Source organism: Mesorhizobium sp. B2-4-15 (assembly GCF_006658505.1).
Lineage (GTDB): Bacteria > Pseudomonadota > Alphaproteobacteria > Rhizobiales > Rhizobiaceae > Mesorhizobium.
Window position 1 is genome coordinate 39,070 of record NZ_VFUZ01000006.1, and the last position, 25,741, is coordinate 64,810.

A 25,741-nucleotide genomic window follows, 5' to 3' on the forward strand; every position below is an offset into this window, starting at 1 on the left:
ATGCCATTCCCTGGAAATGCAAGAGACAGGCGGGCCAAAATCATAACCCACCTATGGAACCTCTTGGCAGGCGAGCACAGGGTTGGCATCAGCGTCTTGCAGGCCGGCAAGGCGGCGCGGCGGAAGATCGAGGACAAATGCTGGTCACCGAGGGCACATTGCCGGATGAAGTCACCGATCTCGCGTCCGGTTACCGGCGCATAGCGGCCGGCAAGATCGTCAATGCGGTGACGTGGATGGAGACGCGCGCGCCGGTGCCGGGTCTCGCCCGACCGTTGGCAATGACCCGCATCACAAAGCCCGAGATTGCCTCCTACCGCGCGACCTTCCTCGAGATCGGCGCTCCCTGGCTGTGGGATCGCGCCGCCGAAATGTCGGACGCCGAAATCGCCACGCATTTTTCCGACCCTCGCCAGCATCTCTTCTACGGCCATGATGAAAGTGGTGGCCATGTCGGCATGGCCGAATTCCGCGTAGCCGATGAAAACGAGATCGAGATCACCTATTTCGGCCTGTTCCCGTCCCTGACGGGCCGAGGTCTCGGCAAGCGGCTGATGGCGGGCGTACTCGATCAGGCATGGCGGCTCGGCCCGAGCCGTATCTGGCTGCACACCAGCAGCATAGACCATCACAGCGTCATCGGTTTCTATAGGGCGTGCGGATTTGAACCGTATGCGGCGGGTTTCGAAATCACCGACGATCCCCGCATAAAGGGGACCTTGCCACGCGATGCAGCACCGCAAATCCCGCTGATCGAAACGGAATGGATGCCCGGCGTCAGATGAGACCGTCTTCGCGACCAGCCAGCCAGGCATCGCCCCACCATCGCCGGTGGGTACGGCGCGAGACCATCCTGTCGAAGCTGGAGCGGCATGTCGACACGCGCATCGTTCTGTTCGCCGCGCCCGCCGGCTTCGGCAAGTCGACGACGATGACGCAGTGGGCCGCGGAAGTCGCGCGCCACGGCCGGTTGACCGCATGGCTGTCCTGCGAGGCGACGGACAATGACGAAGGCGCCTTCCTGTCGCATCTGGTGGGTGCGTTGCGCCACCTCGTCCAGAGCCCGGCCGAGCTCGACCTCGCCTTCCAGTCGAGCCCGATCCCGCAGCTCGATGTCGTGCTCGCGGCACTTGTGGCGGGGCTTGCGGCGCGTGACGCCGACATCACCCTGTTCTTCGACGACTACCACGCCATCGAAGCGCCGGCGGTGAAGCGGTTCATGGAGCGGCTGACACGGCAGGCGCCGGCCAATGTCGTCTTCGTCATCGGTTCGCGCAACCTGCCCGACCTGCAGTTGGGCAAGCTCAGGGTTCTTGGCGACGTTTTCGAAATCGGCCCCGACGATCTGCGCTTCGCCTCGTCCGAAGCCGAAGCGTTCTTCAACGACAAGCTCGGCCTCAGCGTCAGCAGCGGCACGGTGGAGACCCTGTGCTCGCGGACCGAAGGCTGGGCTGCCGGCCTGCAACTTGCCTCGCTGTCGCTCAGCGCCGCGCATGCTCCAGAAACCGTCATCGGCAACTTCACCGGCGCCAACCGCAACGTCGCCGACTTCCTGATGGGGGAAGTGTTCCTGGGGCTGCCGCCGGCCCTGGCCAAGTTCCTGCTCCACAGTTCGATCTTCGAGCGCTTCAGCGCCGAGGCGTGCCGGGCGGTTTTGCGCGCGGCGGACGCCGAGGCTGATATCGCCGAGATCGAGACCCGCAACCTGTTCCTGGTGCCGCTCGACGAGGAGCGGCGCTGGTTCCGCTATCATCATCTGTTCCGCGATTTCCTCAGCCGCGAGATGGAACGGCGTGAACCGGAGAGGATCGCGCCGCTGCACCTTGCGGCTTCGGAATGGTTCGGTGAACGCAAGATGCTGACCGAGGCGATCGGGCACGCTCTGGCCGCCGGCGACCAGGCCCGCGCGGCGGTGTTCGTCGAGAACAACGCGCTTGAGCTCATCGCCCAGTGCCAACTGCTTTACGTCCGCCAGCTGCTGGCGCTGCTCCCCAGGAAACTGGTCGAGCAGCGCATCCGGCTGCAACTCGTGGTGCTGTGGCTGGCGGTGCACAGCAGCCAGCCCGAGATCGCCCAGCAGACGCTCGCCAATGCGCGCAAGCTTGTCGAGACCGGGCCGACCGATGGCAAGGATCCGGGCACGCTGACCGGCACCTCGATCGAAGCCGAGCTCGCCGTCCTTAATGCAGCCGTGCACAGCACGCTGGAACAGTTCGAGGATGCGCGGGACACCGCGCTGGCCGCCCTGCGCATCATCGCGCCCGATGCTTGGTTCATGGAAGGGGCGACCGCCAACGTTATCGGCTACAATCTCTATGCGCTCGGCGACCTCGAAGGGGCGCGTGCGGCGGTGGATGCCGCGCGCAAGGCGCATGAGCGAAGCGGCAGCCTGCTCGGCGTCACCATCGCCAATTGCTACATGGCCGTCATCGAACGCTCGGCCGGACGCCTGCCCGCCGCCGAGCGGCTGCTGCGTAATGCCATTATCGAGGCGAGGACGCGGATCGGCGCGAACTCCTATGCCGAGGCGCTCGCTGGAACACTGCTTGCCGAACTTGCCTATGAGACCAATGCATCCGGCGAGGCGCTGACGCTGGTCGAGAATCTCGGGCCGTTGATCGAGGGCGCAGCGGTCATCGTCTATCCCCTGGCCAGCGTGCCGACCTATGCCCGCGTGCTGCAGTTGACCGGCCGGGGCGATGCCGCGCTGGATATGCTGGAGCGCGTCTACCTGCGCGTGCGCGGCTCCGTCTACCGCCGCCTCGCCTCGGTGCTGGTGCACGACCGCATCCGGCTGCTGATCGACCAGAACCGCACCCCGGAAGCGCGCAAGCTGCTCGACGAACATCGCCGCGACCAGAGCGAGGCCGCGCCCACCGTCGCCAACGAGTTCGAATACTTCGCCGAGGGCAGGCTTCTGACGGCGGAGAAATCCTACACGGCGGCCGCGGCGATTTTCGACGAATTGCTGGAGCGAACGAAAAGCAGCGGGCGCATGCGCCGCCACATACTGGCGCTGATCCTGCGCGCCAGGAGCGCCGGCCATGACCAGCGCGAGGCCGACCGCCATCTCCTGGAAGCTTTACGCCTTGCCCAGCCCTCCGGCTTCATCCGTTCCTTCGTCGACGAGGGCAGGCCTGTTGTCGAAGGGCTGATGCGGCTGCGCGCGGCTCAGGCAAAGACCGACCCGTCGCTATCAGCCTACGCAACGCGCATCATCGACGCCGCGCAGACGATGCCGGTGGCGACGCGCAAGCCGGCCGCGCCGGCTGCCGAGAAGGAACAACTCACCCAGCGCGAATCCGAACTGTTGCGCTGCCTGTCGGAAGGCATGTCGAACCGCGATATCGGGGTCGCGCTGTCGGTGAGCGAGACGACGGTCAAATGGCATTTGAAGAACATTTTCGGCAAACTCTCGGTGTCGAACCGGGTCCAGGCCGTGCGTGCCGCGCAGGCCGCCGCAAACCTCCGACCCCCTCCGAAAGGAGGGGCATAGACATCCGGCACAACCCCTCTTTAGGGTCGGGCCACGCGATCATTAGCCTGCTAGCGTCCCTTTGTTTTTAGGGGACGTTGCGGATGGCGACAGGTTACGTTTTTCACGAACAGCTGATGTGGCATGACACCGGCTCCAGCGCCGACATGATGCCTCCCGGCCGTTTCGTGGAGCCTGGCCGGCATCTGGAATCGCCCGGGTCGAAGCGCCGGCTCAATAACCTCATCCAGGTCAGCGGCCTGGTGCGCCATCTGGTGCCGATCATTCCAGAACCGGTGTCGGTAGAGGACCTCCTGCGCGTCCACACGCAACGCCACGTCGACGACATCAGAATGCTCAGCGAGCGTGGCTCCGGCTTCGCCGGGCCGCAGGCGCCGATCGGCCTCAACAGTTTCGACATCGCCTTGTTGTCCGCCGGCACCACCTATGCCGCGATGCGCGCGGTGCTGACTGGCCGCGTCGACAATGCCTATGCGCTGGCGCGGCCGCCGGGGCATCATGCCGAACCCGACCAGGCGATGGGCAACTGCCTGTTCTCCAACATCGGCGTGTCGGTGCGCCGTCTGCAGCATGAAGGCTTGCTCGGCCGCGCCGCCGTGGTCGACTGGGATGTGCATCACGGCAACGGCACCGAGACGGTGTTCTATTCCGACCCCTCGGTGCTGACGATTTCCCTGCATCAGGACAATCTCTACCCGACCGGGCGCGGCGCGGCGGCCGACAATGGCAAGGGCGAAGGCGAAGGCTACAACATCAACATCCCCCTGCCGGCCGGGAGCGGGACCGGCGCCTATGAGGCGGCCTTCGACCGCGTCGTCGCTCCGGCGCTGCGCGCCTATAAGCCGGACCTCATCATCGTCGCTTCCGGTTTCGATGCCTCGGGCTTCGACCCGCTCGGCCGCATGATGCTGAACAGCGAATGCTTCCGGCGCCTCGCGGCGCGCATGGTCGCGCTGGCCGCCGAAGTTTCGAACGGACGGCTCATGATGACCCATGAAGGCGGCTACTCCGAAGGCTATGTGCCGTTCTGCGGCCATGCCGTCATCGAGACGCTGGCCAATCACCGCACCGAGGTGATCGACCCGTTGTCGGACCATATCGACGAATGGGCCGGGCAGGAGTTGCAGCCGCATCAGGTTGATGTGATCGATGCCGCCGAAGGCTTGGTCGCCGGCCTGCGCCAACGCCTCGCCAGCGCGGCCTGACGCGATGGATTTTGTCGTCACCACGCTGCTCAATGCGCTGACACTGATCAGCATCCTGATGCTGGTCGGGCTCGGGCTGGCGATCAGCTTCGGCCTGATGAACGTCACCAACCTGGCGCATGGCGAGTTCGTCACCGTCGGCGCCTTCGCGGTCTATTTCATCCAGAGCGTGGGCGGTTCCTTCTGGGTCGGGTTGGCCGCCGCACCGATTGCCGGCGCGGTGGTCGGCTGCATCCTGGAATTCGCCATCATCCGCCATCTCTATTCGCGACCGGTCTCGACCGTGCTTGCCACCTGGGGCGTCAGCCTCATCCTGCAGCAAGGGCTGGAACTGACCTTCGGTCTTGGCGCCAAGCCGGTGACGCCACCGATCGAAGGCACGCTCGACCTGTTCTTCACCGTCTATCCGGCGTACCGGCTGATCCTGATCGCGATTGCCATGCTGACCCTGCTCGGCGTCATCCTGCTGATCAACCGCACGTCCTTCGGGCTTGATATCCGCACCGTCATCCAGAATCGCGAGATGGCCGAGGGCGTCGGCATCAATACGCGACGCACCTACGCCATCGCCTTCACCTTCGGGGCGGCAATCGCCGGACTGGCCGGCGGCCTGGTCGCGCCGCTGGCGATCGTGCTGCCGCAGATGGGAGTGAACTATCTCGCCAATGCCTTCTTCGTCGTCATCGTCGGCGGCGTCGGCTCGATCGGCGGTCTCGTCGCCGGCAGCGTCTTCGTCGGCGGACTGACCAGTGTGCTCAACTACCAGATCTCGCCCTCGCTGGCGCAAGCCATCGTGCTGCTCGCGGCCATTGTCGCCGTGCGGCTGCGCCCCAACGGCCTGTTCAACGGGGCATCGCGATGATCGCCCGGGATCGCAACTGGCTGGTGATCTTCGCCGTCTGCGCGGCGCTCGCCGTCGCCTATCCCCTGATCGCCGATGGTTACCAGCTGACGGTGATCCGCGACGCGCTGATCTTCGGCCTGTTCGCGGCGAGCCTCGACTTCTTCTGGGGCCGCACCGGCATTCTGTGTTTCGGGCATGCCGCCTTCTTCGGCATTGGCGGCTACATCATGGCGCTGGTCACGCTCAACGATGCGATCCCCTTTGGCAGCCTGCTCGGCGTCATGGGCGCGGTGGCCGGTGCTGCCTTCGTCGCCGCCATCATCGGTTACTTCCTGTTCTTCGGCGGCATCCGCGGCAGCTACTTCACCATCGTCACGCTCGCCATGGGCGTCATCTGCCAGCAGGCCGCCGTCTCCTGGAGCTCGGTCACCGGCGGCGACAGCGGCCTGATCGGCATCCCGCCGATCGCGTTCGATGTCGGCGGCCTGCATGTCGACCTCAGCCAGGACCTGCCCTCTTATATCTTCGTCGCTGCCATCGTGGCGTTGGTCGTGCTGGCGCTGTGGTCTATCAGTCGTGGCCGCTGGGGTACGGTGCTGACCGCCATCCAGGACAATGAAGTCCGGGCGGCCGCGCTCGGCCACAATGCGCCGTTGCGGCTGCTCGTCACCTTCATCCTCTCGGCGGCGATCGCCGGGCTTGCCGGCGCACTCTATGTCTGCATGGCCGGGCTGGTCGCGCCAGACCTCTCCGGGCTGCTTCTGTCGACCGAAGTCATCGTCTGGGTGGCTGTCGGCGGGCGCGGCACGCTGCTTGGCCCGGTGCTCGGCGCCATCGTCATCCAGCGTGCGCAGCAGACCATCAGCAGCTTCAACCCAAGCCTGTGGCCGCTTCTGCTCGGCTGCGTCTTCGTGATCATCGTCTTCGTGCTGCCCGACGGCATCCTGTCGATCTACGCGCGCTTGAAGAGCCTGTTCAGAGGCCGGAGGCAGGCGCAATGAGCGATGTCCTGCTCCAGGCCGAAAACGTCGGTATCCGGTTCGGCGGACTCCAAGCGCTCGAAGGGCTGAACCTGACGGTCCGCGACAAGGAACTCTGCTGCATCATCGGGCCGAACGGCGCTGGCAAGAGTACGTTCCTCAACGTGCTGACCGGTACGCTTCGCCCGACGAGTGGCAGCGTGTGCTTCCTTGGCCACAACATTGCCGGCCTGCCGCTGCATCGCATCGCGCGGCTCGGCATCGCCCGCAAGTTCCAGATTCCTTCCGTCTTTCCCAGCCTGTCGGTCGAGGACAATCTCAAGGTCGCAAGGTGGGGTGCGCCCTCGCCCGTCAGGCCAATTGGCGAGTTGATGGAACTGGTCGCCCTTGGCAACCGCGCCACGACATTGGCCGGCGCGCTGGCGCACGGCCAGAAGCAATGGCTGGAGATCGGCATGGCACTGGCGATCGAACCGAGGCTGCTGCTGCTCGATGAGCCGACCGCCGGCATGACACCGCAGGAGACGATGGCGACCGCCGAAATGCTGTTGCGGCTCAAGGGCGAGTTCTCGGTCGTCGCGGTCGAGCACGACATCCGCTTCGTGCGGGCGTTGAACTGCGAAACGCTGGTGCTGCATCAGGGGCGGCGGCTGCGCAGCGGTCCTTTCCACGACATCGAGAGCGACGAGATGGTCCGCGACGTCTATCTGGGGAGGCGCTGACCATGCTGCGGACAGTGGCTGTTTCGGCCGGCTACGGCCTGCTTCCGGTGCTGAACGGGATCGACCTCAACGTCGCGCCGGGCGAAGTCGTCGGCCTGCTCGGCCGCAACGGCGCCGGCAAGACGACGCTGCTGCGCGTCATCGCCGGCGGCTTGAAGGTAAGCGGCGGCGCGGTGGTTCTCGGCGACAAGGATCTCACGACCGCTGCGGCCTTCCGCCGGGCGCGCGCGGGCATCGCGCATGTGCCGCAGGGACGCGGCATCTTCAACCAGCTGACCGTGCGGCAGAATCTAGAAGTCGGCACCCGCGCCGCCAAGGATCGCGGCGACGGCGGCATTCCGTCCGACATCTTCGGCTATTTTCCGATCCTGCGCGAACGCGAGGCGCAGGTCGCCGGCACTCTTTCGGGTGGCCAGCAGCAGATGCTGGCTATCGGCCGCGCGCTGTGCGGCCTGCCGTCGGTGCTGCTGCTCGACGAACCCTCGGAAGGCATCCAGCCGAACATCGTGCAGTCGATCGCCGAACTGGTGCCGCGCATCGCCCGCGAGCGCGGCATCGCGATCGTCCTCGTCGAACAGAATCTCGATCTCGTTCTCAAGGCGGCGGACCGCTGCCTGGTGATGGAGAAGGGCAGGATCGTGCACGAAGGCACGCCGGAGGCGTTCGCCGACGAGACCCTGCTGAAAGACCTCTTGGCTTTGTAAGGCGTGCATGGGGTGCGCCTGGACTGGAAGGGAACACAACGATGATAAGCAGAAGAACTGTCCTGAAATCCGGCGGCGCAGCCGCCGCCTTCGCGATGGTCGGCGCGCCGTCGATCCTGCGCGCCGCCGACACCGTCAAGGTCGGCCTGTCGATCCCGATCACCGGGCTGCAGGCGATCCTCGGCGAAACGCTGCTCAATTGCTACAAGCTGGCCGCCGCCGAACTCAACGCCGCCAACGGCATTGGCGGCCGTCAGGTCGAATTGTTCATCGAGGACAACCAGACCACGACCAAGGGCTCGATCGACAAGGCGCGCAAGCTCCTCAACGAAGACAAGGTCGACGTGATCATGGGCACGATCATTTCGCCCGAGCGCAGCGCGACGCTGTCGGTGACGTCAAAAGCCAAGAAGCTGTTCTTCTATCCGACCAATTTCGAAGGTGGCGAGTGCAACCGCTACTTCGTGGCCACCGGACCGATCCCGATGCAGCAGGTCGACCCGATGATGCCGTGGGTTGCGGAGAATCTCGGCAAGACGATCTACATCATGGCTTCCGACTATGCCTGGCCGCAGAAGATGACAGAGGCGATCACGGCTGCCTACGAGAAGGCCGGCGGCAAGATCATCGGCGCCGACTATTATCCGTTCGGGACCACCGATTTCGGCCCGGCCTTCCAGAAGATCAAGTCGCTGAAGCCCGATGTCGTCTGGTCGATGGTGGTCGGCAACGACGCCGTCACCCAGCTGAAGCAATATCGCAGCTTCGACATCAAGCAGCCGCTGATCGCGCCGCTCGACGAAGTCTTCAACAAGGATGCGCTGCCGCCCGGCGTAGCGGCCGGCACCTATGCGCCGCAACCCTACTGGATGGCGCTCGACAACCCGGTCAACAAGAAGTTCATCTCGAGCTTCCGCGAAAAATTCGGCCAGGAGAAGATGGTCAACGGCATCGGCGAAGCCGGCTATAACGGCCTGCATCTCTATGCGCTGGCCGCCGAGAAGGCCGGATCGCTGAAGGACGACGACGTGCTCAAGGCACTGCCGACGATCGAGTTCGATGCACCGCAAGGCAAGATCCGCGTCGATGCCAGCAACAATCACACGCTCTGCCATTCCTATGTCGGCAAGGCGGCGGCGGACGGCATCAGCTACGAGATCGTCAAGGATTTCGGCACGATCGCCCCGGTAACGCCTTACTGCAAGCTATAGGACGTCCGGCTGCGCGGCGATCGGGACTTTGTCCACGCCGCGCAGCCGTCTTGATCGGCAACTGTCAGGTCGACCGCGGCGCCGGCAGCCGCTCGCGCAATTCGTCGACGAGCACCCTGATGTTCTCGGAGTAGTCGACAGGCAAAACAACGAGATGCACGCCGCCGCCGGCGAATGCCTGCTCCAGCACGGGCCGAAGGTCGGCGATAGCATCGACCCTCGTCCCCTTGGCGCCATAGGCCTCGGCGTACTTGACGAAATCCGGATTGCCGAAGGTCATCCCGAAATCCGGAAATTCATCGACCGCCTGCTTCCAGCGGATCATGCCGTAGGCATGGTCTTCCAGCAGCAGGACGACGAGGTTGAGCTTGAGCCGGACCGCGGTTTCCAACTCCTGGCTGTTCATCATGAAACCGCCATCGCCGCAGATGGCCATGACGCGGCGGTTGGGATAGAGCAGCGCCGCCATCATCGCCGACGGCAGGCCCGCGCCCATGGTGGCCAGCGCATTGTCGAGCAGCAGCGTGTTCGCCATGCGGGTGCGGTAGTTGCGCGCGAACCAGATCTTGTACATGCCGTTGTCGAGGGCCAAGATCCCGTCCGCCGGCATCACGGCGCGCACGTCGTGCACGATGCGCTGCGGCGTGAAGCGGTCTTCCGTGGCGCGCGCGGCGATGCGGCTCAAAATGCCTTCCCGCAGCGGCGACAGGGTCCGCGCGTTGGGGATCTTGCCCTCGACACGATCGGCCAGCAGCGCCAGTGAGGGGCCAAGATCGCCGACGATCTCGGCTTGCGGGAAATAGACCTGCTCGACATCGGCCGAGTGGTAACCGACATGGATGACCTTCGGTCCCTCGGCGCCCATGATGAAGGGCGGCTTCTCGACCGTGTCGTGGCCGATGGTGATGATCACGTCGGCCTGTTCGATGGCCTCATGTACATAGTCACGCTCCGAGAGCGCCGCCGTTCCCATGTAGAGTTCGGTGCCGCCGGGCACGGTGCCCTTGCCCATCTGCGTGGTGAAATAGGGAATTTGCGTGCGCAGCACGAACTGGGCGATATCAGGGGTCACGCGCGGGCGTGACGCCGCCGCGCCGAACATCAGCAGCGGACGCTTGGCCTCCATGATCATGCGGCCGGCGCGATCGAGCGCGTCCGGGCTGGCCAGAGGCAGGTCGACCGGGTGCGTCGGCACAAGCGCGACCGGCTCGCACTCGGCCGCCGCGATGTCTTCCGGCAGTTCCAGATGCACGGGGCCGGGGCGCTCTTCCTGGGCGACGCGGAAGGCCTCGCGTACCAGCGAGGGAATCATCTTCGGCGAGACGATCTGGCGCGACAGCTTGGTCAATGGCTTCATCGCCGCGACGATGTCGACGATCTGGAAGCGTGCCTGCCGGGATGACAGGATGCCCTTCTGGCCGGTGATCATGATCATCGGCATCGCGCCGAGCAGCGCGTAGGCCGAGCCGGTGGTCAGATTCAGCGCGCCCGGGCCAAGTGTGGTGATGCACACGCCTGCCTTGCCGGTGAGCCTGCCATAGGTGGCGGCCATGAAGGCGGCCGCCTGCTCGTGGCGGGTCAGGATCAGCTGGATCGACGAGCGGCGGATTGATTCGACGATGTCGAGGTTTTCTTCGCCCGGAATGCCGAAAATCCGCTCGACCCCTTCGTTCTCGAGGGCCGCCACGAACAGATCTGAACCTTTGGTCATGAACCGTCTCTCCTGCGATGCGCATATCCCGTCAGCCATCTATGGCACCGGAATGCTACACCTTAAAGGAAGTGTCTTCGACTGCGGATCGGCGGCACCGTCCGGCAACATCGCGGTGATGCTCAAGCCGTAGCCGTCGCCGGCGTCAGCGCGGCTGCAGAACGCTTGAAGCAGGATCATGTCGGCGATAGCGGACAAATCATTCTTGCGACGCCCTTGAAGGCCCGGCTCTCCCATCCTAAATCCGGGTTGCGGGCCGGGCCCCTCTGACTGCCGCTATCAGCGGCCGTGATGTCGGACCGCTATAACGGGCCCCTTTCCATCATTTCGGTCGAGCGGGCTCACTTTAAAAAGGTTTGGAGCCCCTGATGACATCTTCCCTGCTTGGTATGGTTTGCCCCTCCTGCCGCGTCGCGCTCGTGATGAGTGAGCGCCAAGGCATCGAGATCGACTATTGTCCGCAATGCCGCGGCGTTTGGCTGGATCGCGGAGAGCTCGACAAGATCATCGAGCGTTCGAGCAAGGACGCGGCGCCCGCACCGCAGCCGCAGCCTGCACCATTCACTCAGCCGCAATATAGCCAGGGCCGCGATGACGATTACTCGCGCTCGCATGGCCACCGCTATCCGAAGCGCAAGAAGTCATTCTTCGAAGAATTGTTCGATTGACCGTGCGAGGCCGGCCCCTGCAGGGCCGGCGTTTGCCGGAAAAGTCCGAAACCGCATCGACAAAGGTCCACGCCGATGAATTCCCGCACCAGCCGATTTGCCGCTCTCTTTGCAGGTTTGTTCCTCGCATTTTCCATGGTCGCGATCGATCATGCCGAGGCTCGTCGCGGCGGCAGCTTCGGCAGTCGCGGCACGCGTACGTTCCAATCGGCGCCGCCGACCAGAACCGCGCCGGCGCCGACCGCGCCGGTCGAACGTTCGATGACGCCCAACACCGGTGTGAACACTCCGGCCCGGCAGCCGCAAGCCGGGCTTCAGAGACCCGGTCTCTTTGGCGGCTTCGGCGGAACGATGATGCGTGGCCTGCTTATCGGCGGCCTGATCGGGCTGCTGCTCGGCCAAGGCTTCGGCGGCCTGGCCGGCATGTTCGGCTTCTTGCTTCAGGCGCTGCTCATCGGCGGCGCGATCATGCTGGCCATCAGGTTCTTCCGGTCGCAATCCGCGCGTGGTCCCGCCCCCGCGCTTGCTGGAGCCGGCAATGCCCAGGCTTCGCGGTTTGAAAACCGCGCAAATGATGCGGACACGGCACGCCCCTTCACGATTCCCGGTTTCGGCGGCGGCTCAGGGGGAAGCTCCCCGGCCACCGGTTCCGAGGAGATCACGCTGGCCCAGACGGATCTCGATGCCTTCCAGCAGCTGTTGACCGATGTGCAGGAAGCCTTCGGCCGCGAAGACCATGCCGCGTTGCGCCGGTTGGTGACCCCCGAAATGGTGTCCTATCTGTCGGAGGAATTGGCCGACAATGCCCAGAAGGGTCTCAGGAACGACGTGTCCGATGTCACCCTGCTGCAGGCCGACATCGCCGAAAGCTGGCGCGAGGATGACCGTGACTATGCCACGGCCGCGCTGCGCTACGAGTCGCGCGACGTGACGCGTGAACGGGCCAGCGGCAAGGTGGTCGAAGGCGACGAAGATCATCCGACAGAGACGACCGAACTGTGGACATTCACGCGCCAGAATGGCTCGAACTGGAAGCTCTCGGCAATCCAGCAGGCTTGATCCGGCATCGCCTTCGGCCGCTGTTTTGACCACAAAAATTGGCGGCTTTGCCGGTGCTCAAGTGACGATCTTGACGCACATCGGCGTGCCGATCTCGACGGCCCGCCCGGTGTCGGTCAGCATGCCGCTATCGGCATCGCGCGCGAAGATCGAAATGCGGTCGGCGTTCTGGTTGGCGGAAAACAGATGGCCGCCCGACGGCGTCATCGCCAGGTTGCGCGGCGTGGCGCCGCCGCAGGGGACATAGCCGATGAGGCTCAATGCGCCAGTGTCCTGGTCGATGGCCATGATAACGACGCTGTCGTGGCCACGGTTAGAGCCGTAGACAAAACGCCCATCCGGCGAAATCTGGATATCGGCGCAGTGGTTGCTGTCGCGAACCTCGGCCGGGACTGCAGGCTTGGCGTCGATGACCGAAAGCCTGCCGCTGGCTTGGTCCAACGCCATCGACACCACGGTCGAATCCAGCTCGTTCATGACAAAGACGAAGCGCCCGTTTGGGTGCAGGGCAATGTGGCGCGGGCCGGCGCCCGGCGGCAAAGCGGATTCGGCTGACTTCGTGAGGTTGCCATCACGCCCGATCCGATAGGAAACCAGCCGGTCGATGCCGAGGTCGGCAACGATGGCCGTTCCACCGGCAATGGTTTCGGTGACGCTGTGGGCGTGCGAGCGCTCCTGCCGCGCCGCGTTCGGCCCGGTGCCTTTGTGTGAAACGCTGGCGAGCGGCGCGGACAGCGCGCCATCCCTGTCGAAACCATAGACAACAACAGCGCGGTCCGGACCGCCCTCGCCCAGCCCGTAATTCGCGACAAGCAGTTTCGTGCCATCACGGGTGATGGTGTTGTGGGCGGTGATGCTGCCGAGCGAGGGCTGCTTGTTGAGATAGCTCAGCCTATTCGAGGCGCGATCGAAGCCGTAGGCGGAGACAGTTCCCTCGCGCCAGGTGAACACTTCCGAATTGGCGTAGATGCGCGAACCGTCCGAGGTGACCGACAGGAATGTCGGGTTGTCGACGTCATTGGTTTCGGCCAGTTTCCGGATTTCCAGCGTTTGCTCGTCGAAACTGTAGACGCCGAGGCCCACGCCGCGCGCGCCCTGAAAATAGGGCGCCTCGCGGTTCAGGCTGCCGACAAAGACCAGACAATCCTTGCTCATGATTTTCCTCCCCTGCCCGCCGATGCTGGACGCTCGGGGCGATCAAAATTTCGCTTGTCCTCGCTTGCAACGCAACCCCATATGTGAAAATACTATTTACAAAAGAAGATTGACGGGAGGAGACGTCGTGCATTCGGCCGCTTTGAGGCGTGTTCAAACGATTGGTCGAAGCCTCCTGCGAGAGCGCCGGAGCCATCACTCATGAATGATTTCGCCCCCACTGTCGGCGTCGCTTCGACATACCCCAAAAACATGCCTCAAGAGCACGCCGCCTTGCCGGTGTGGAACGCGGAGAACTGGTTCTACGAGGATTGGTCGGTCGGCCAGAAGATCCGCTCGTTGCGGCGCACGATGGCGGAAGGCGACAGCCATCTTTTCAATACGCTGGTTCTCGACATCCACCCCTATGTGCAGGACCAGATGTTTGCCGAGAGCGAAGGCATTTTCGGCAAGCGCCTGATCGCCGGCGCGTTCGTCTTTTCGGCGGGTCTCGGGCTGGTCGCGACCAACTGCGTCAACGCTTTTTCTTACGGCTATGACAAGTTGCGGTTCATCAAGCCTGTCTTCATTGGCGACACGATCTATTCGATCCGTTCCAATCTCGACAAGAAGCCCCGCTACAAGGAGATGGGGCTGATCCGCGCCAGCTACGAAGTGTTCAAGGGCGAAGGCGAGCTTGTCCTCTATTGCGAGCATTTGCAGACGGTGAAGTACCGCAACCCGGCCGATTTCGTCGGCAAGACGGAGAAATAGAGATGGCAGCCGAATTGCCGCTCGCCGGTCTGGTCGTCGTCGATATGAGCCAGTTCCTGTCCGGGCCCTACTGCTCGCTCAGGCTGCTCGATCTCGGCGCCCGCGTCATCAAGATCGAGCGTCCTGATGGAGGCGACCTGTCGCGCCGGCTCTATCTCAGTGACACCGAGATCGGCGGCGACTCCACCATTTTCCATGCGATCAACCGGGCCAAGGAAAGCCTCGCCATCGATTTGAAGAACGAAGCGGATCTTAAGGCGTTGCGCGGATTGCTGGCCAAGGCGGATGTGCTGATCCAGAATTTCCGGCCGGGAGTCATCGAGCGCCTCGGCCTCGACTACGAGGCCGTGCGCAAGATCAACCCGCGGCTCGTCTATGCCTCGATCAGCGGCTATGGCGAGGAAGGCCCTTGGGTCAGACGTCCCGGCCAGGACCTGCTGGCGCAGTCGCGGTCCGGCGTCATGTGGCTGAACGGCGACGAGGACCAGGGGCCGGTGCCGTTCGGCCTCGCCATCGGCGACATGCTGGCGGGCGCTGCCTGCGCGCAAGGCATCCTGGCCGCGCTGGTGCGGCGCGGCATAACCGGCCAGGGCAGCCATATCGAGACCAGCCTTCTGGAAGCGCTTGTCGATTTCCAGTTCGAGGTGCTGACCACGCATCTGAATGACGGTCGCCGCTTGCCCAGGCGCTCCAGCTTCCGCAGCGCGCACGCCTATCTGTCGGCGCCTTACGGCGTCTATCCGGCCAAGGATGGCTACCTCGCCATCGCCATGACGCCGATCCCGAAATTGGCCGATCTGCTGTCGCTGAACGAACTGGCGCCATATCGCGACAAGCCGGCATCCTGGTTTACGGCCCGCGACGACATCAAGGCGATCATCGCGCAGCGGATCGCCACCAAAACGATCGACGAATGGCTTGCCATTCTGGAGCCGGCCGACATCTGGTGCGCCAAGGTGCTGACCTGGCCGGAAATGCTGGCGAGCGAAGGATTCCAATCTCTCGACATGCTGCAGACGGTGACGCGCGAGGACGATGTTTCCATCCTCACCACCAGTTCGCCGCTCAGGGTCAATGGTATCAGGGCCAAGGTCGACCGCGCGGCGCCACGCATCGGCGAGCACAGCGTGGCAATCCGCGAGGAGTTCGGCCTGTGAGTTCCCAGACGCTCAAGGGCATGACCTGGAGCCATCCACGCGGCTACGATCCGATGGTCGCCTGCTCGTTGCTCTGGAAAGAGAAGACCGGCGTCACGATCGAATGGGACAAGCGCTCGCTGCAGGATTTCGAATCCTTCCCGGTCGAGGAGCTGGCGCGGGCCTACGATCTGATCGTCATCGACCATCCACATGTCGGGCAGATCACGGCCGAGCGCTGCCTCGAACCCATCGACGTCGCGGGCCGTGAGGTCGAGCGCGCAGCGCTCGCGACGGGCAGCGTCGGCCAGTCCTATCCGAGCTATAGCCGGCAAGGGCGGCAATGGGCCTTTCCCATCGATGCGGCGACGCAGGTGCAGGCCTGGCGGCCGGATGCGCTCGATGCGCCGGCCGCGAGGTGGAGCGAGGTGCTCGATCTCGCCCGGCAAGGCCGTGTGCTGCTGCCGCTGCGGCCACCGCATTGCCTGATGACATTCTACACGCTGGCCGGCAATCTCGGGCATCCCTGCGGCACCGATCCGGTGCGCGATCTGATCGATGTCGAGACGGGCAGCGAAGTCTTCGAGAGGATGCGCGAGATTGCCGCGCTGCTCGATCCGGCTTGTTTCGAGATGGATCCGATTGCCGTTTTTGAACGCGTGGCGGAGGCCGGTTCCCGCTTCGTCTGTTGCCCGCTGATCTATGGCTATGTCTCCTACGCCATTGCAGGGTTTCGCACCTATCGCCTGGCCTTCGCCGATATCCCCGTTGTCGGCTCCGGCGGCCCGGTAGGTTCGGCCCTCGGCGGCACCGGGATCGCGGTATCCGCCTTTTCGAAGGCCAGGGATGCCGCGATCGACTTCGCCTACTGGATCGCCAGCGGCGACGTCCAACGCGGTCCTTATGCCGCTGCCGGTGGCCAGCCGGGCCATGCCGCTGCCTGGGAAGACCGGGCCGTCAATGAAGCCGCCGGCAATTTCTACAGGGATACGCGCGCGACGCTTGAAGGCGCATGGGTGCGGCCGCGCCATGACGGCTACATGGGGTTCCAGCAGGTCGCATCCGACCGCATCAATTCCGGCATCACCTCGGGCCATCCCGCCGGCCAGGTTGTTGCCGAACTCAATCGCCTGTTCCGGGAGAGTTTTCCGGCACGGGTCTCCGGCGCTGCCGGTGGAGGAGCCTGAACGAAACGAACGGAGGAGAACACAATGACCAGAATGATCGGCGGCTTGCTGGCCGCAACAGCGCTGGCCTCACTTGCAACAACCGCCCTTGCCGAGGACGTGCAAGGCGTCATCGGCGGACTGCCGACTGAACTCAAGGCGCAGTATGGCGGCGCGCCGCAGAAGGTGCTCCCCTCGGCCTGGGACAACTTCACCCCGCCGCCGAAGCCCTGGAAATGGTGCCACTCGGAATCCTATCAGGGCAACCCCTGGCGGGTCACCGTCACGAAGGAGTTGAAACGCTTGGTCGACGGGCTGATTGCCGACGGCACGGTGTCCAGCTTCGAAGTGTCGGATTCCAACAACGACGCGAGCCAGCAGATCAACCAGATCCGCGCCTTCATCGACAAGAAATGCTCGATCATCACCTCGATACCGGGCTCGGCGACGGCGCTCGACGATGCGATCGACGCGGCAGCCAAGGCCGGCATCCCGTTCATCACGGCTGCTGGCTCCGTGACCAGCCCGAACGCGATCAATGTCGATTCCAACTATGCGCGCTGGGGCTATGACATGATGACGGCGATCGGCAAGGCCGAGCCGAACGGCGCCAGCATCCTGCTGGTCGAAGGCATTGCCGGCCACCCGATCGTGGTGCAGGAGCGCCAGGGCGCGGATAAGGCGCTGGCGGAAGATGCGAAGCTGAAGGTCGCGCGCACCGTCAACGGCAACTGGACGGCCAATGTCACCAAGACGGTCGTGCTGCAGGCGATCGCCACCAATCCGGCGCCGATCGATGCGGTGTGGACGACCGGCAGCGAAAGCCGCGTCGTCGCCGAGGCCTTCGCCGAGGCCGGCCGGCCGGCGCCGCTGATCACCGGTTCGATCACGGGTGACGCTTTGGGCTACTGGAAAGCCAATCCGGACAAGTATCGTTTCGAAGGCCATGCGGTGCTGCCGCATTGGACCGCCGAGACGCTGTTCCGCGTCGGCGAGCGTATGCTGGACGGGCAGAAGCCGAAGCTGAACACGCTGCTGATCCCGATCCCGCCGGTCCACAACGCCGACCTCGGCGCCTGGTATAAGGACTGCATGATGCCGGATGCCGTCTCGATCTTTCCGATCCCGCCGAAGGACCCGATGCCGGAGGAATGGCTCGACGCCTACTTCTCCAACCCGGCGCCGACCAAGGGCTGGGATTATTCGAAGGTGCCCGACGCCTGCGCCAAGTGACGCTTGCGACAGACAAACTCATCGAGCCGGCTCCTTTCAGGGGAGTCGGCTTGCCAGCTTCGAAACACGGCATGCTTGAAATCAGAAACACGTCCAAACGCTATGGCGAGACGGTCGCGCTCGCGGACGCTTCGATCGCGTTCCGGGCGGGGACCATCCACACCATCCTGGGCGAGAACGGCTCGGGCAAGAGCACGATGGTCAAGCTCTTGTCCGGCATCGTCCAGCCGGACAGCGGTACAATCCTTCTGCAGGGCAGGCCGTTTTCAGGCAGCAACCCTTCGGCCTTCCAGGCACAAGGTTTCGCCACGGTGTTTCAGGAAGTGCTGATCGCACCGGACCGCAGCGTGACGGACAACATCCTACTCGGCCTCGACGGCCTGTTGCGGCGCACGGTGCCCCGCAATAAGCGCCGCGACAGGGCGGCAGCCGCGCTGAAACGCTTCGCCGTCACCGACGTGCCCCTCGACACACAGGCCGGTCGCCTGCCGCTCGCCGCCCAGCAACTGGTGGTCCTCGCCCGCGCGGTTGTGCGCAACCCCAAAATCCTGGTCCTTGACGAAGTCACCGCCGCGCTCGACTTCGCCGACCGTGAATCCGTGTTCTCGCTGATGCGTACCTTGGCCGGTGAAGGCTGCCTCATCCTGTTCATTACGCACCGCATGGACGAGGTGATGTCGCTTTCGGATCGCATCTCGATCCTGCGTGGCGGCAGCGTCGTGCGCACGGAAGAGCGCGGCGCCTCGACACCGGCGGAACTGCTGAAGGCCATGGCGCCACGCACGGCAGCGGAGTTGGCGCATGGCTGATCGCGCCGCCTCAGATTTTCGCGGGCTCGCCATCCGCGACCTCGTCATCGCGACTGAAGCCAGCCCGATCACGCAATTGATCGCTCCCGGCGAGATCGTCGGCCTTGCCGGCCTCGACGGTCATGGCCAGGAACTGTTCCTCAAGATGCTCGCTGGCCTCGCGCCGCCGCTCGGTGGCTCGATCGAGTTGGCCGTGCCCGGCTCGTCGCACAAGATCACAGGGTTCCGCAGGGCCGTCGCCAGCGGCATCGCTTATCTGCCACGCGACCGGCGTGCGAACGGCATTTTCCCGACGCAGTCAGTGCTCGACAATTTCGCCGTCGCGACGCTTTCGCGCGATACACGCCTCGGCCTGATCAGTCCGGCGGCGCGCAAGGCGCGCTACGATGTCTATCGCAAGAAACTTTCGATCGTGGCACCCCGGCCCGATGCACCGATCACCACGCTGTCGGGCGGCAATCAGCAGAAAGTACTGCTGGCGCGGGCGTTGGCGCTGGAGCCATCAATCCTGCTTCTCAACGATCCAACGCGCGGCGTCGACGTGGCGACCCGGCATGTTCTCTATGATGTCTTTCGCGGTCTCGCCGCCGACGGCATGGGGCTCGTCATCCTGTCCAGCGAGATCGAGGAGATTCTTCTGCTTTGTGGTCGCGTGCTGGTGTTCAGGGAAAACGAGGTTGCCGCGGAAATCTCGGGTGAAGCGATGAATACCGATAGCGTGATAACAGCCATGTTCGGACGCTCTGCATGAACCCGCGCCTTTCGTCTATTTCGCGAAGCGTCGGCTTCGCTGTCGTGCTGCTGATCATCCTGCTTGCGGTCAATCTCATCCTCAGCCCGGCGCGCTTCCAGCCGGGGTCCTGGGGCGCGCTGGTCGGACTGGCCGCTCCCTTGATCGGTGCGGCAATCGCCTCGACGCCGGTGATTCTCGCCGGCCGTGGCGGCATCGACATTTCGGTCGGGCCGCTGATGGGTTTCGTCAATGCTGTCGTGATCCAAGTGCTTTTCCTCAAGGCCGGCATCTCGTCGCCCCTGTTGCTTGTGCCGGCTGCCCTGCTCATTGGCGCGCTGGTCGGCGCGGCCAACGGTTTCCTGGCGACGGTGGTGCGCATCCAGCCGATCGTCGCCACGCTCGGCACCTATCTGATCCTCACCGGCATTACGCTGACGATCCTGCCGGCTCCGATCGGTCCGGCGCCCGCATGGCTCAAGGCGCTGGCCGGGCCGTGGTCGCTGCTGCCTCTTCTATTGATGTTCATCGGCTGGGGGCTGGTGCGGCGCACGCCCTATTACGATCAGCTGATGGCGGTCGGCAGCGACGACCGCGCGGCCTATACCGCTGGCGTCGATGTCACGCGCGTGCGCCTCATCGCCTATGTCATGGCGGGCATCCTAGGCGGCTGCGCCGGGCTGATGCTGACCGCGCTGATCGGCTCCGCCGATCCCAATATCGGGCCGACCTACACGCTGATCGCCATCGCCGCCGTCGCGCTGGGCGGCGTCAGCCTCGCCGGCGGACGTGGCGGCGTGGCAGGCGCCGCTGTCGGCGCCGTCGACATCTTCCTGTTGCAGAGCGTGTTGACGACCTTCAACGTCTCGACCTTCGTGCTGCAGATCGCCTATGGCGCCATACTGGTGCTGGCCGTGATGCTGACCGCCCTGCAGGAACGTTTAGCCATGAGGGCACGCTGAAATGGCCGGCCGAAATCTGTTCGCGACAACCAATGCCCGCGTCGTCGGAGCTTTCTGCGTCGCGGCGCTTTTGCAACTTGCCGGCACCATTCTCATTCCAGGCTATTCGGCGCCGTTCGCGGTGCGCGCCATGCTGGTGCTGGCCTCGCTGCTCGCGGTCGCCTCGATCGGACAGACGCTGGTCGTCATCATGGGTGGGATCGATCTTTCGATCCCCTTCGTCATCGGCTTCGCCAATGTCGTCGCGGCGCAGCTCTACGGTGACGGTTGGAACTTCTTTCTCGTCTGCGCCCTCGTCGGCGTGCTGGCGCTCGTCATCGGCGGACTGAACGGCCTGATCTCGCGCAGTTTGGACATCCAGCCGCTTATCGTCACCCTCGGCATCGGCATGATCGTGCAGGGGCTGGTGCTGTTGTGGACCGCCGGTTTCCCGTCAGGCTCCGCGCCACCGGTGGTTTCCGGCTTCGTATCGATCGGCGGATCGGCCGGCCCCCTGCCCGTTCCGTGGCTGGTGCCTAGTCTCGTCGTGCTGGCGGCATTCGTCGTGCTGGTGCTGGAGCGAACGCCTTATGGACGGCGGCTCTACGCACTGGGCAGCAATCCGGGCGCCGCGCCGCTGGCACTGATCGATCCCGTTCGCATGTGGATGGTCACCTATGCGGCAAGCGCCTTCTTCGCAGCTGTCGCGGGCGTGCTACTGCTCGGCTTCACCGGCTCGGCCTATGGCGATGTCGGCCAGCCCTATCTGTTCCAGACGATCGCCGCCGTCGTTGTCGGCGGCGCCGCGCTGGTCGGCGGGCGTGGCAGCTATCTCGGCACGATCGCCGGCGTGCTGGTGCTGACCGAAATCAACACGCTGCTGATCGGGCTCGGCTTCCAGCCCTCGGCGGTACAGGCCGCGCTCGGCCTCATCATCGTGCTGCTGGTCTCGCTCTACGGCCGCGAACGGCACGTCTCGACTACCATCTGAAGGCGACTATTCCAACCGCCAGAGCTTGCGGGCATTTCCCGACAGCAGCCTGTCGCGTTCCGAGACACCGCAGCCGGCAAGCAGCGCCTGTGTCGCGGCCACCCAGGTCGAGAGGCCGCCACCAAGCGTGCAGACCGGCCAGTCGCTGCCCCAGACGACGCGATCCCAGCCAAACGAACGAACCGTGTGTTCGACATAGGGCCGCAGGGTGTCGACGGTCCAACTGCCGGGATCGGCATAGGCGACGACACCGGAAACCTTGGCCACGACATTCGGCCGGCGCGCGATCTCGCTCATATGGTCGCGCCAGGGATGCTCGCCATTGCCCTTGATATCGGGAACGCCGCAATGGTCGAGCACGAACTGCACGTCGGGCGCCAAATCGGCCAGCGCGATGGCCTTGGGAATCTGGTGCGGCAGCACCACGAGGTCGAAAGTCAGGCCAGTGCCGCCAAGCCGCTTGATGTTGTCGCGAAACAGCGCAGCTTCCGACAGGTCATCGGGCACGACGTGGAGGACGCGGCGAAAGCCCTTGACGAAGGGATTGGTCCGCTGCCGCTCGAGATAGGCGGCAAAGTCGGCCTCTTCCGGACGGCAGGAGGCGATCGCTCCGGCCAGCATGCTGCCGGCCTGCCGCGACAGGCTTTCGACGCGCTTGGTTTCAGCCTCGATATCGGTGGCATCGACATCGACCTCCATATGCAGCACGCGCTCGACACCGACACGCCGCGCCTCCGCGGCGTACTCGTCATAGGAGAAATCACGGTTAAGCGCCGGCACACCGGCAAGCCAGGGATAGCGCAGGGCCGAGCGATCGATGAGATGCAGATGGGTGTCGATGATCATGGTAAGGCTCCTCCCTCCAGCATTTTCAAATCATCTCACGGAGGAATTCTTCATTCAAATAAGAATTCATGCCGCCGCGCCGACAGCCGATCCGGCCAGGTGTGACAGCTTCCCGGTCGTGGCCAGCAAAAGCTCGATGGTCCTGGTCATATCCGGTGCCGAAGGCGTGTTGATCACGCTGATGTAGGGGATCGACAGCGCCGCTATCGCCTTGCCGTCGGAACCGCGCACCGGTGCTGAGAGATTATAGACCCCGGCGGTCTGCATCGAGGCCATCATCTCATAGCCGCGGTCGCGGATCTGGTCTAAGCGGGCGTAGAATTCGGCCGATTGCGCGGTCTTGTCGGTGCTGCGGACGTGTTCGGAAATCATCATCTGCCGCTCCTCAGGTGAGCGGAAGGCGAGCAGCACGTGGCCGGAACCAGTATCGAACAGGCTGATGTGGGAGCCGACCCGGATCGAGATACCCCAGTAGTTCGGCGCCTCCTGCTGGGCGATGACGACAGCGGAACCGCGATCAAAAACAACAAGTTGGTTGGCCTGTTGCGAGGTCTCGGCCAGCTCGCGCATCAGCGGTGTGGCGTAGGAGACCAGCCGCCGCACCGGCGCGTGCAACTGCGCCAGGCCGAACAGTTTCAGGGTCAGGGAATAACGATCCCCGTCAAGCCTTGTGACGTAGCCGCGCCGCACCAGCCGGTCGAGCATGCGGTAGAACTCATTGGGGCTGCGGTCGAGTTTCTTGGCGATTTCGGCCTGGGTGAGGCCGCCGTCGACACCCGCCAACAGTTCCAGGATGTCGAGCCCCTTGTCGAGCGCCGGCGCGCGGTAGCGCTCGTCTTCGCTGTCGTCCATGGGTATCCCTCCAGTGAATTTAATTCTTCATATACGCAGGAACGTGGGTGTCGGAAACAAATTTCGCCTTGACGTACGTATGAATGTTTTGTTTGTATATGAATGTAGCACTTCTTGTCACGCGGATAAGTTGCGGTCGCCACCAAGGCGCACCCAGGGAGGAACCAAATGAACAGACTGCTTTCCGGCGTGTGCGCCGGTGCATTGGTGCTTGCGTCAGGTGCTGGCACTGCCCTTGCCGGCGACCTGCCCGGCAAGTTCGAAGGCGTGACCGTCGACGTGAAGCTGATCGGCGGCCAGCAATATGAAAAGCTCTACGAGCGCATTCCAGAATGGGAGAAAGCCACTGGCGCCAAGGTCAACATCCTGACCAAGAAGAACGGCTTCGACATCGACAAGGAGCTCAAATCCGACATCGCCTCGGGCAGCACCAATTGGTGCGTCGGCTGGAACCATTCGTCCTTCGCGCCGCAATATACGGGCCTCTACGCCGACCTCAGCAAGCTGCTGCCGAAGTCGGAGATCGACGCCTTCGTCCCGTCGACGATCAAGGCGGCGACCATCGACGGCAAGCTCGAGATGCTGCCGCGCGCGCAGTTCGACGTCTCGGCGCTCTACTACCAGAAGAGCCTCTACGAGAACGCCGACAACAAGGCGAAGTTCAAGGCGAAATACGGCTATGACCTGGTGCCGCCGGACACCTGGAAGGAAGTAACGGACCAGGCCGAGTTCTTCGCCAACCCGCCCAATTTCTACGGCACGCAGTTCGCCGGCAAGGAAGAGGCGATCAACGGCCGGTTCTATGAAATGGTGGTCGCCGAGGGCGGCGAATATCTCGACAAGGATGGCAAGCCGGTCTTCAACTCCGAGGCCGGCATCCGGGCGCTCGACTGGTTCGTCAACCTCTACAAGGCCAAGGCCGTGCCGGCCGGAACCACCAACTATCTCTGGGATGATCTCGGCCAGGGCTTTGCTTCCGGCACCGTCGCCATCAACCTGGACTGGCCGGGCTGGGCCGGCTTCTTCAATGACCCGAAGTCGTCCAAGGTCGCCGGCAATGTCGGCGTGAAGGTCGCGCCGAAGGGTTCGTCCGGCACGCGCACCGGCTGGTCCGGCTTCCATGGCTTCTCTGTGACCGAGAACTGCCCGAACAAGGAGGCCGCCGCATCGCTCGTATGGTGGCTGACCAATGAGGACAGCCAGAAGCTCGAGGCCGCCGCGGGCCCGCTGCCGACCCGCACCGCGGTCTGGGACTGGGACCTGCAGCAGGCAGCCAACGATCCCTACAAGAAGGAGGTTCTCTCCGCCTTCCAGGAAGAAGCCAAGCACGCCTTCGCCGTGCCGCAGACGCCCGAATGGATCGAGATCTCGAACGCCGTCTATCCCGAACTGCAGGCGGCGATCCTCGGCGACAAGACTTCCAAGCAGGCATTGGACGAGGCCGCCGCCAAGGCGACCCAGATTCTGCAGGACGCCGGTAAACTCTAACACTACTCCCAAGGCTGCCTCCCCCATCAGCACTGGGGGAGGCGATCGCGTCTTGAATGAGTGCGCCGCGTGGTGCTTCCGTCGCCTGGTTCGACGAGGACGCCGACAACCAAAACAACATGTCACGGAATCCTTATGAAGGGCTTCAAGCCGTCCGCGCCGTTCCTGCTGCTGCTTCCAGCCATCATCGTGCTGGCGGCGGTCGTCGTGGTGCCGCTGATTTTGTCGCTTTATTCCAGCTTCACGCCTTTCCGCCTGACCAAGCCCGAGACGTTCTTCGTCTTCGTCGGCTTCCGGAACTATCTCTCGATCCTGTCCAATGCGGATTTCTGGTGGGCCTTCGGGCGCACCGTGCTGCTGCTGACCATCGCGCTCAACCTAGAAATGCTGCTTGGCCTCGGCCTCGCCATGCTGGTCGAGAAGGCGACACGCGGCCAGCGCATCCTGCGCACGCTGATGATGTTTCCGATGATGTTCTCGCCGATCCTCGTCGGTTTCCAGTTCAAGTTCATGTTCAACGACAATATCGGCCTGGTGAACAACGCTCTGCAGTCGCTCGGCATCACCGGGGATGCCATACCGTGGCTGATCGAGGGGCATCTCGCGTTCATCGCCATTTCGATCGCCGAGATCTGGTCGTCGACGGCGATCTTCGCCATCCTGATCCTTGCCGGCCTGCTCGCCATGCCCAAGGAACCGGTCGAGGCGGCGCGCGTCGACGGCTGCACGCCGTGGCAGACATTCCGCTATGTGACATGGCCCTTCGTCATGCCCTTCGCCTACATCGCCATGACTATCCGCTCGCTCGACGTGGCGCGCGCCTACGACATCGTCAAGATAATGACCGATGGCGGACCGGCGGGCCGCACAGAGCTGCTTTGGACATTGGTGGCGCGCACCGCCTATAGCGACGGGCGCATGGGTATGGCCAACGCCATGGCTTATTTCTCGATCCTGCTGTCGATCGCCTTCACCGTCTATTTCTTCAACAAGCTCGCCGCGGCGCGCACGCAGATCGGTGCTGAGTGGTGAAGGGCGGCG

General features: G+C 64.1%; 24 protein-coding genes. 20 read left to right on the top strand and 4 right to left on the bottom strand.

Annotated features, from left to right (window positions below; all coding sequences use genetic code 11):
* The first annotated feature begins 137 nt into the window (after positions 1 to 137).
* The 8 genes from FJ930_RS09305 to FJ930_RS09340 all read left to right on the top strand — a co-directional run bounded on the left by FJ930_RS09305 (position 138) and on the right by FJ930_RS09340 (position 9,162).
* Positions 138 to 785 carry a GNAT family N-acetyltransferase gene (locus FJ930_RS09305; protein WP_181763326.1) on the top strand — a complete coding sequence of 216 codons (648 nt, stop codon included), beginning with the start codon at positions 138 to 140 and terminating at the stop codon, positions 783 to 785.
* Positions 782 to 3,496: a LuxR C-terminal-related transcriptional regulator gene (locus FJ930_RS09310; RefSeq protein ID WP_141836999.1), complete on the top strand. Its 2,715-nt coding sequence runs from the start codon at positions 782 to 784 to the stop codon at positions 3,494 to 3,496. Before FJ930_RS09305 ends, FJ930_RS09310 begins: the two co-directional genes overlap by 4 nt.
* A gap of 83 nt (positions 3,497 to 3,579) precedes the next feature.
* Positions 3,580 to 4,701: a class II histone deacetylase gene (locus FJ930_RS09315; RefSeq protein ID WP_141837001.1), complete on the top strand. Its 1,122-nt coding sequence runs from the start codon at positions 3,580 to 3,582 to the stop codon at positions 4,699 to 4,701.
* Positions 4,702 to 4,705: 4 nt separating this feature from the next.
* Complete coding sequence (urtB, locus tag FJ930_RS09320) at positions 4,706 to 5,563, top strand: urea ABC transporter permease subunit UrtB (RefSeq protein WP_140743651.1); 858 nt, start codon at positions 4,706 to 4,708, stop codon at positions 5,561 to 5,563.
* The gene (locus FJ930_RS09325; protein ID WP_141837002.1) at positions 5,560 to 6,546 is read left to right on the top strand and encodes a branched-chain amino acid ABC transporter permease; all 987 of its coding nucleotides are present in this window, start codon (positions 5,560 to 5,562) and stop codon (positions 6,544 to 6,546) included. Before urtB ends, FJ930_RS09325 begins: the two co-directional genes overlap by 4 nt.
* The gene (locus FJ930_RS09330; RefSeq protein ID WP_141837005.1) at positions 6,543 to 7,247 is read left to right on the top strand and encodes an ATP-binding cassette domain-containing protein; all 705 of its coding nucleotides are present in this window, start codon (positions 6,543 to 6,545) and stop codon (positions 7,245 to 7,247) included. The genes FJ930_RS09325 and FJ930_RS09330 overlap by 4 nt, the downstream gene beginning before the upstream one ends.
* A 2-nt stretch (positions 7,248 to 7,249) precedes the next feature.
* Positions 7,250 to 7,951, top strand: coding sequence for an ABC transporter ATP-binding protein (locus tag FJ930_RS09335; protein ID WP_141837008.1), 702 nt, complete (start codon positions 7,250 to 7,252; stop codon positions 7,949 to 7,951).
* 41 nt (positions 7,952 to 7,992) lie between these two features.
* The gene (locus FJ930_RS09340) at positions 7,993 to 9,162 is read left to right on the top strand and encodes a substrate-binding protein (protein ID WP_141837010.1); all 1,170 of its coding nucleotides are present in this window, start codon (positions 7,993 to 7,995) and stop codon (positions 9,160 to 9,162) included.
* Positions 9,163 to 9,226: 64 nt separating this feature from the next.
* Here FJ930_RS09340 and FJ930_RS09345 read toward each other — a convergent pair whose 3' ends face one another.
* Positions 9,227 to 10,873, bottom strand: a complete 1,647-nt coding sequence (locus FJ930_RS09345; protein ID WP_141837012.1) for an acetolactate synthase large subunit — start codon at positions 10,871 to 10,873, stop codon at positions 9,227 to 9,229.
* Positions 10,874 to 11,241: 368 nt separating this feature from the next.
* On the opposite strand from FJ930_RS09345, the gene FJ930_RS09350 reads away from it, so the two are divergent.
* Together FJ930_RS09350 and FJ930_RS09355 are read left to right on the top strand one after the other, a co-directional pair.
* Entirely contained in the window at positions 11,242 to 11,541 is a 300-nt protein-coding gene (locus FJ930_RS09350) for a zf-TFIIB domain-containing protein (RefSeq protein ID WP_181763327.1), read from the top strand.
* A 75-nt stretch (positions 11,542 to 11,616) separates the two neighbouring features.
* Entirely contained in the window at positions 11,617 to 12,600 is a 984-nt protein-coding gene (locus tag FJ930_RS09355; protein ID WP_140743663.1) for a Tim44 domain-containing protein, read from the top strand.
* A gap of 57 nt (positions 12,601 to 12,657) precedes the next feature.
* On the opposite strand, the gene FJ930_RS09360 is transcribed toward FJ930_RS09355, so the two are convergent.
* Positions 12,658 to 13,755 carry a lactonase family protein gene (locus FJ930_RS09360; protein WP_141837014.1) on the bottom strand — a complete coding sequence of 366 codons (1,098 nt, stop codon included), beginning with the start codon at positions 13,753 to 13,755 and terminating at the stop codon, positions 12,658 to 12,660.
* 201 nt (positions 13,756 to 13,956) lie between these two features.
* Here FJ930_RS09360 and FJ930_RS09365 point away from each other — a divergent pair, with 201 nt between their 5' ends.
* From FJ930_RS09365 to FJ930_RS09400, 8 genes are all read left to right on the top strand, one after another.
* Entirely contained in the window at positions 13,957 to 14,508 is a 552-nt protein-coding gene (locus FJ930_RS09365) for a MaoC family dehydratase (protein ID WP_141837016.1), read from the top strand.
* Complete coding sequence (locus FJ930_RS09370) at positions 14,505 to 15,665, top strand: CaiB/BaiF CoA-transferase family protein (protein ID WP_141837297.1); 1,161 nt, start codon at positions 14,505 to 14,507, stop codon at positions 15,663 to 15,665. The genes FJ930_RS09365 and FJ930_RS09370 overlap by 4 nt, the downstream gene beginning before the upstream one ends.
* 20 nt (positions 15,666 to 15,685) lie before the next feature.
* Positions 15,686 to 16,831 carry an ABC transporter substrate-binding protein gene (locus tag FJ930_RS09375; protein ID WP_181763336.1) on the top strand — a complete coding sequence of 382 codons (1,146 nt, stop codon included), beginning with the start codon at positions 15,686 to 15,688 and terminating at the stop codon, positions 16,829 to 16,831.
* Between the two features lie 24 nt (positions 16,832 to 16,855).
* A complete protein-coding gene (locus FJ930_RS09380; protein ID WP_141837020.1) occupies positions 16,856 to 18,043 on the top strand; it encodes an ABC transporter substrate-binding protein in 1,188 nt (395 codons plus the stop codon).
* A gap of 71 nt (positions 18,044 to 18,114) precedes the next feature.
* On the top strand, positions 18,115 to 18,852 hold the full coding sequence (locus FJ930_RS09385) for an ATP-binding cassette domain-containing protein (protein ID WP_141837022.1): 738 nt from the start codon (positions 18,115 to 18,117) through the stop codon (positions 18,850 to 18,852).
* A complete protein-coding gene (locus FJ930_RS09390; protein ID WP_141837024.1) occupies positions 18,845 to 19,603 on the top strand; it encodes an ATP-binding cassette domain-containing protein in 759 nt (252 codons plus the stop codon). Before FJ930_RS09385 ends, FJ930_RS09390 begins: the two co-directional genes overlap by 8 nt.
* Positions 19,600 to 20,544, top strand: a complete 945-nt coding sequence (locus tag FJ930_RS09395; protein ID WP_141837026.1) for an ABC transporter permease — start codon at positions 19,600 to 19,602, stop codon at positions 20,542 to 20,544. Before FJ930_RS09390 ends, FJ930_RS09395 begins: the two co-directional genes overlap by 4 nt.
* 1 nt (position 20,545) lies before the next feature.
* Entirely contained in the window at positions 20,546 to 21,514 is a 969-nt protein-coding gene (locus FJ930_RS09400; protein WP_141837028.1) for an ABC transporter permease, read from the top strand.
* A gap of 6 nt (positions 21,515 to 21,520) precedes the next feature.
* Here the strand turns inward: FJ930_RS09400 and FJ930_RS09405 are convergent, their stop codons facing one another.
* A complete protein-coding gene (locus tag FJ930_RS09405; protein ID WP_141837030.1) occupies positions 21,521 to 22,360 on the bottom strand; it encodes an amidohydrolase in 840 nt (279 codons plus the stop codon).
* Between the two features lie 66 nt (positions 22,361 to 22,426).
* Positions 22,427 to 23,212: an IclR family transcriptional regulator gene (locus tag FJ930_RS09410; protein WP_141837032.1), complete on the bottom strand. Its 786-nt coding sequence runs from the start codon at positions 23,210 to 23,212 to the stop codon at positions 22,427 to 22,429.
* A 168-nt stretch (positions 23,213 to 23,380) separates the two neighbouring features.
* On the opposite strand from FJ930_RS09410, the gene FJ930_RS09415 reads away from it, so the two are divergent.
* Both FJ930_RS09415 and FJ930_RS09420 read left to right on the top strand, forming a co-directional pair.
* Positions 23,381 to 24,700 carry a sugar ABC transporter substrate-binding protein gene (locus tag FJ930_RS09415; RefSeq protein WP_141837034.1) on the top strand — a complete coding sequence of 440 codons (1,320 nt, stop codon included), beginning with the start codon at positions 23,381 to 23,383 and terminating at the stop codon, positions 24,698 to 24,700.
* A gap of 135 nt (positions 24,701 to 24,835) precedes the next feature.
* Positions 24,836 to 25,732: a sugar ABC transporter permease gene (locus FJ930_RS09420; protein ID WP_141837036.1), complete on the top strand. Its 897-nt coding sequence runs from the start codon at positions 24,836 to 24,838 to the stop codon at positions 25,730 to 25,732.
* Positions 25,733 to 25,741 lie beyond the last annotated feature (9 nt).

Bases quoted from the DNA above. Each gene is read 5' to 3' on its own strand.
- FJ930_RS09365 (WP_141837016.1), top strand. From the start codon at position 13,957: ATGAATGATTTCGCCCCCACTGTCGGCGTCGCTTCGACATACCCCAAA.
- FJ930_RS09410 (WP_141837032.1), bottom strand. From the start codon at position 23,212: ATGGACGACAGCGAAGACGAGCGCTACCGCGCGCCGGCGCTCGACAAG.
- FJ930_RS09415 (WP_141837034.1), top strand. From the start codon at position 23,381: ATGAACAGACTGCTTTCCGGCGTGTGCGCCGGTGCATTGGTGCTTGCG.
- urtB (WP_140743651.1), top strand. From the start codon at position 4,706: ATGGATTTTGTCGTCACCACGCTGCTCAATGCGCTGACACTGATCAGC.
- FJ930_RS09305 (WP_181763326.1), top strand. From the start codon at position 138: ATGCTGGTCACCGAGGGCACATTGCCGGATGAAGTCACCGATCTCGCG.
- FJ930_RS09400 (WP_141837028.1), top strand. From the start codon at position 20,546: ATGGCCGGCCGAAATCTGTTCGCGACAACCAATGCCCGCGTCGTCGGA.
- FJ930_RS09310 (WP_141836999.1), top strand. From the start codon at position 782: ATGAGACCGTCTTCGCGACCAGCCAGCCAGGCATCGCCCCACCATCGC.
- FJ930_RS09335 (WP_141837008.1), top strand. From the start codon at position 7,250: ATGCTGCGGACAGTGGCTGTTTCGGCCGGCTACGGCCTGCTTCCGGTG.
- FJ930_RS09345 (WP_141837012.1), bottom strand. From the start codon at position 10,873: ATGACCAAAGGTTCAGATCTGTTCGTGGCGGCCCTCGAGAACGAAGGG.
- FJ930_RS09395 (WP_141837026.1), top strand. From the start codon at position 19,600: ATGAACCCGCGCCTTTCGTCTATTTCGCGAAGCGTCGGCTTCGCTGTC.
- FJ930_RS09355 (WP_140743663.1), top strand. From the start codon at position 11,617: ATGAATTCCCGCACCAGCCGATTTGCCGCTCTCTTTGCAGGTTTGTTC.
- FJ930_RS09375 (WP_181763336.1), top strand. From the start codon at position 15,686: ATGACCTGGAGCCATCCACGCGGCTACGATCCGATGGTCGCCTGCTCG.
- FJ930_RS09340 (WP_141837010.1), top strand. From the start codon at position 7,993: ATGATAAGCAGAAGAACTGTCCTGAAATCCGGCGGCGCAGCCGCCGCC.
- FJ930_RS09315 (WP_141837001.1), top strand. From the start codon at position 3,580: ATGGCGACAGGTTACGTTTTTCACGAACAGCTGATGTGGCATGACACC.
- FJ930_RS09420 (WP_141837036.1), top strand. From the start codon at position 24,836: ATGAAGGGCTTCAAGCCGTCCGCGCCGTTCCTGCTGCTGCTTCCAGCC.
- FJ930_RS09385 (WP_141837022.1), top strand. From the start codon at position 18,115: ATGCTTGAAATCAGAAACACGTCCAAACGCTATGGCGAGACGGTCGCG.
- FJ930_RS09325 (WP_141837002.1), top strand. From the start codon at position 5,560: ATGATCGCCCGGGATCGCAACTGGCTGGTGATCTTCGCCGTCTGCGCG.
- FJ930_RS09390 (WP_141837024.1), top strand. From the start codon at position 18,845: ATGGCTGATCGCGCCGCCTCAGATTTTCGCGGGCTCGCCATCCGCGAC.
- FJ930_RS09330 (WP_141837005.1), top strand. From the start codon at position 6,543: ATGAGCGATGTCCTGCTCCAGGCCGAAAACGTCGGTATCCGGTTCGGC.
- FJ930_RS09405 (WP_141837030.1), bottom strand. From the start codon at position 22,360: ATGATCATCGACACCCATCTGCATCTCATCGATCGCTCGGCCCTGCGC.
- FJ930_RS09360 (WP_141837014.1), bottom strand. From the start codon at position 13,755: ATGAGCAAGGATTGTCTGGTCTTTGTCGGCAGCCTGAACCGCGAGGCG.
- FJ930_RS09350 (WP_181763327.1), top strand. From the start codon at position 11,242: ATGACATCTTCCCTGCTTGGTATGGTTTGCCCCTCCTGCCGCGTCGCG.
- FJ930_RS09380 (WP_141837020.1), top strand. From the start codon at position 16,856: ATGACCAGAATGATCGGCGGCTTGCTGGCCGCAACAGCGCTGGCCTCA.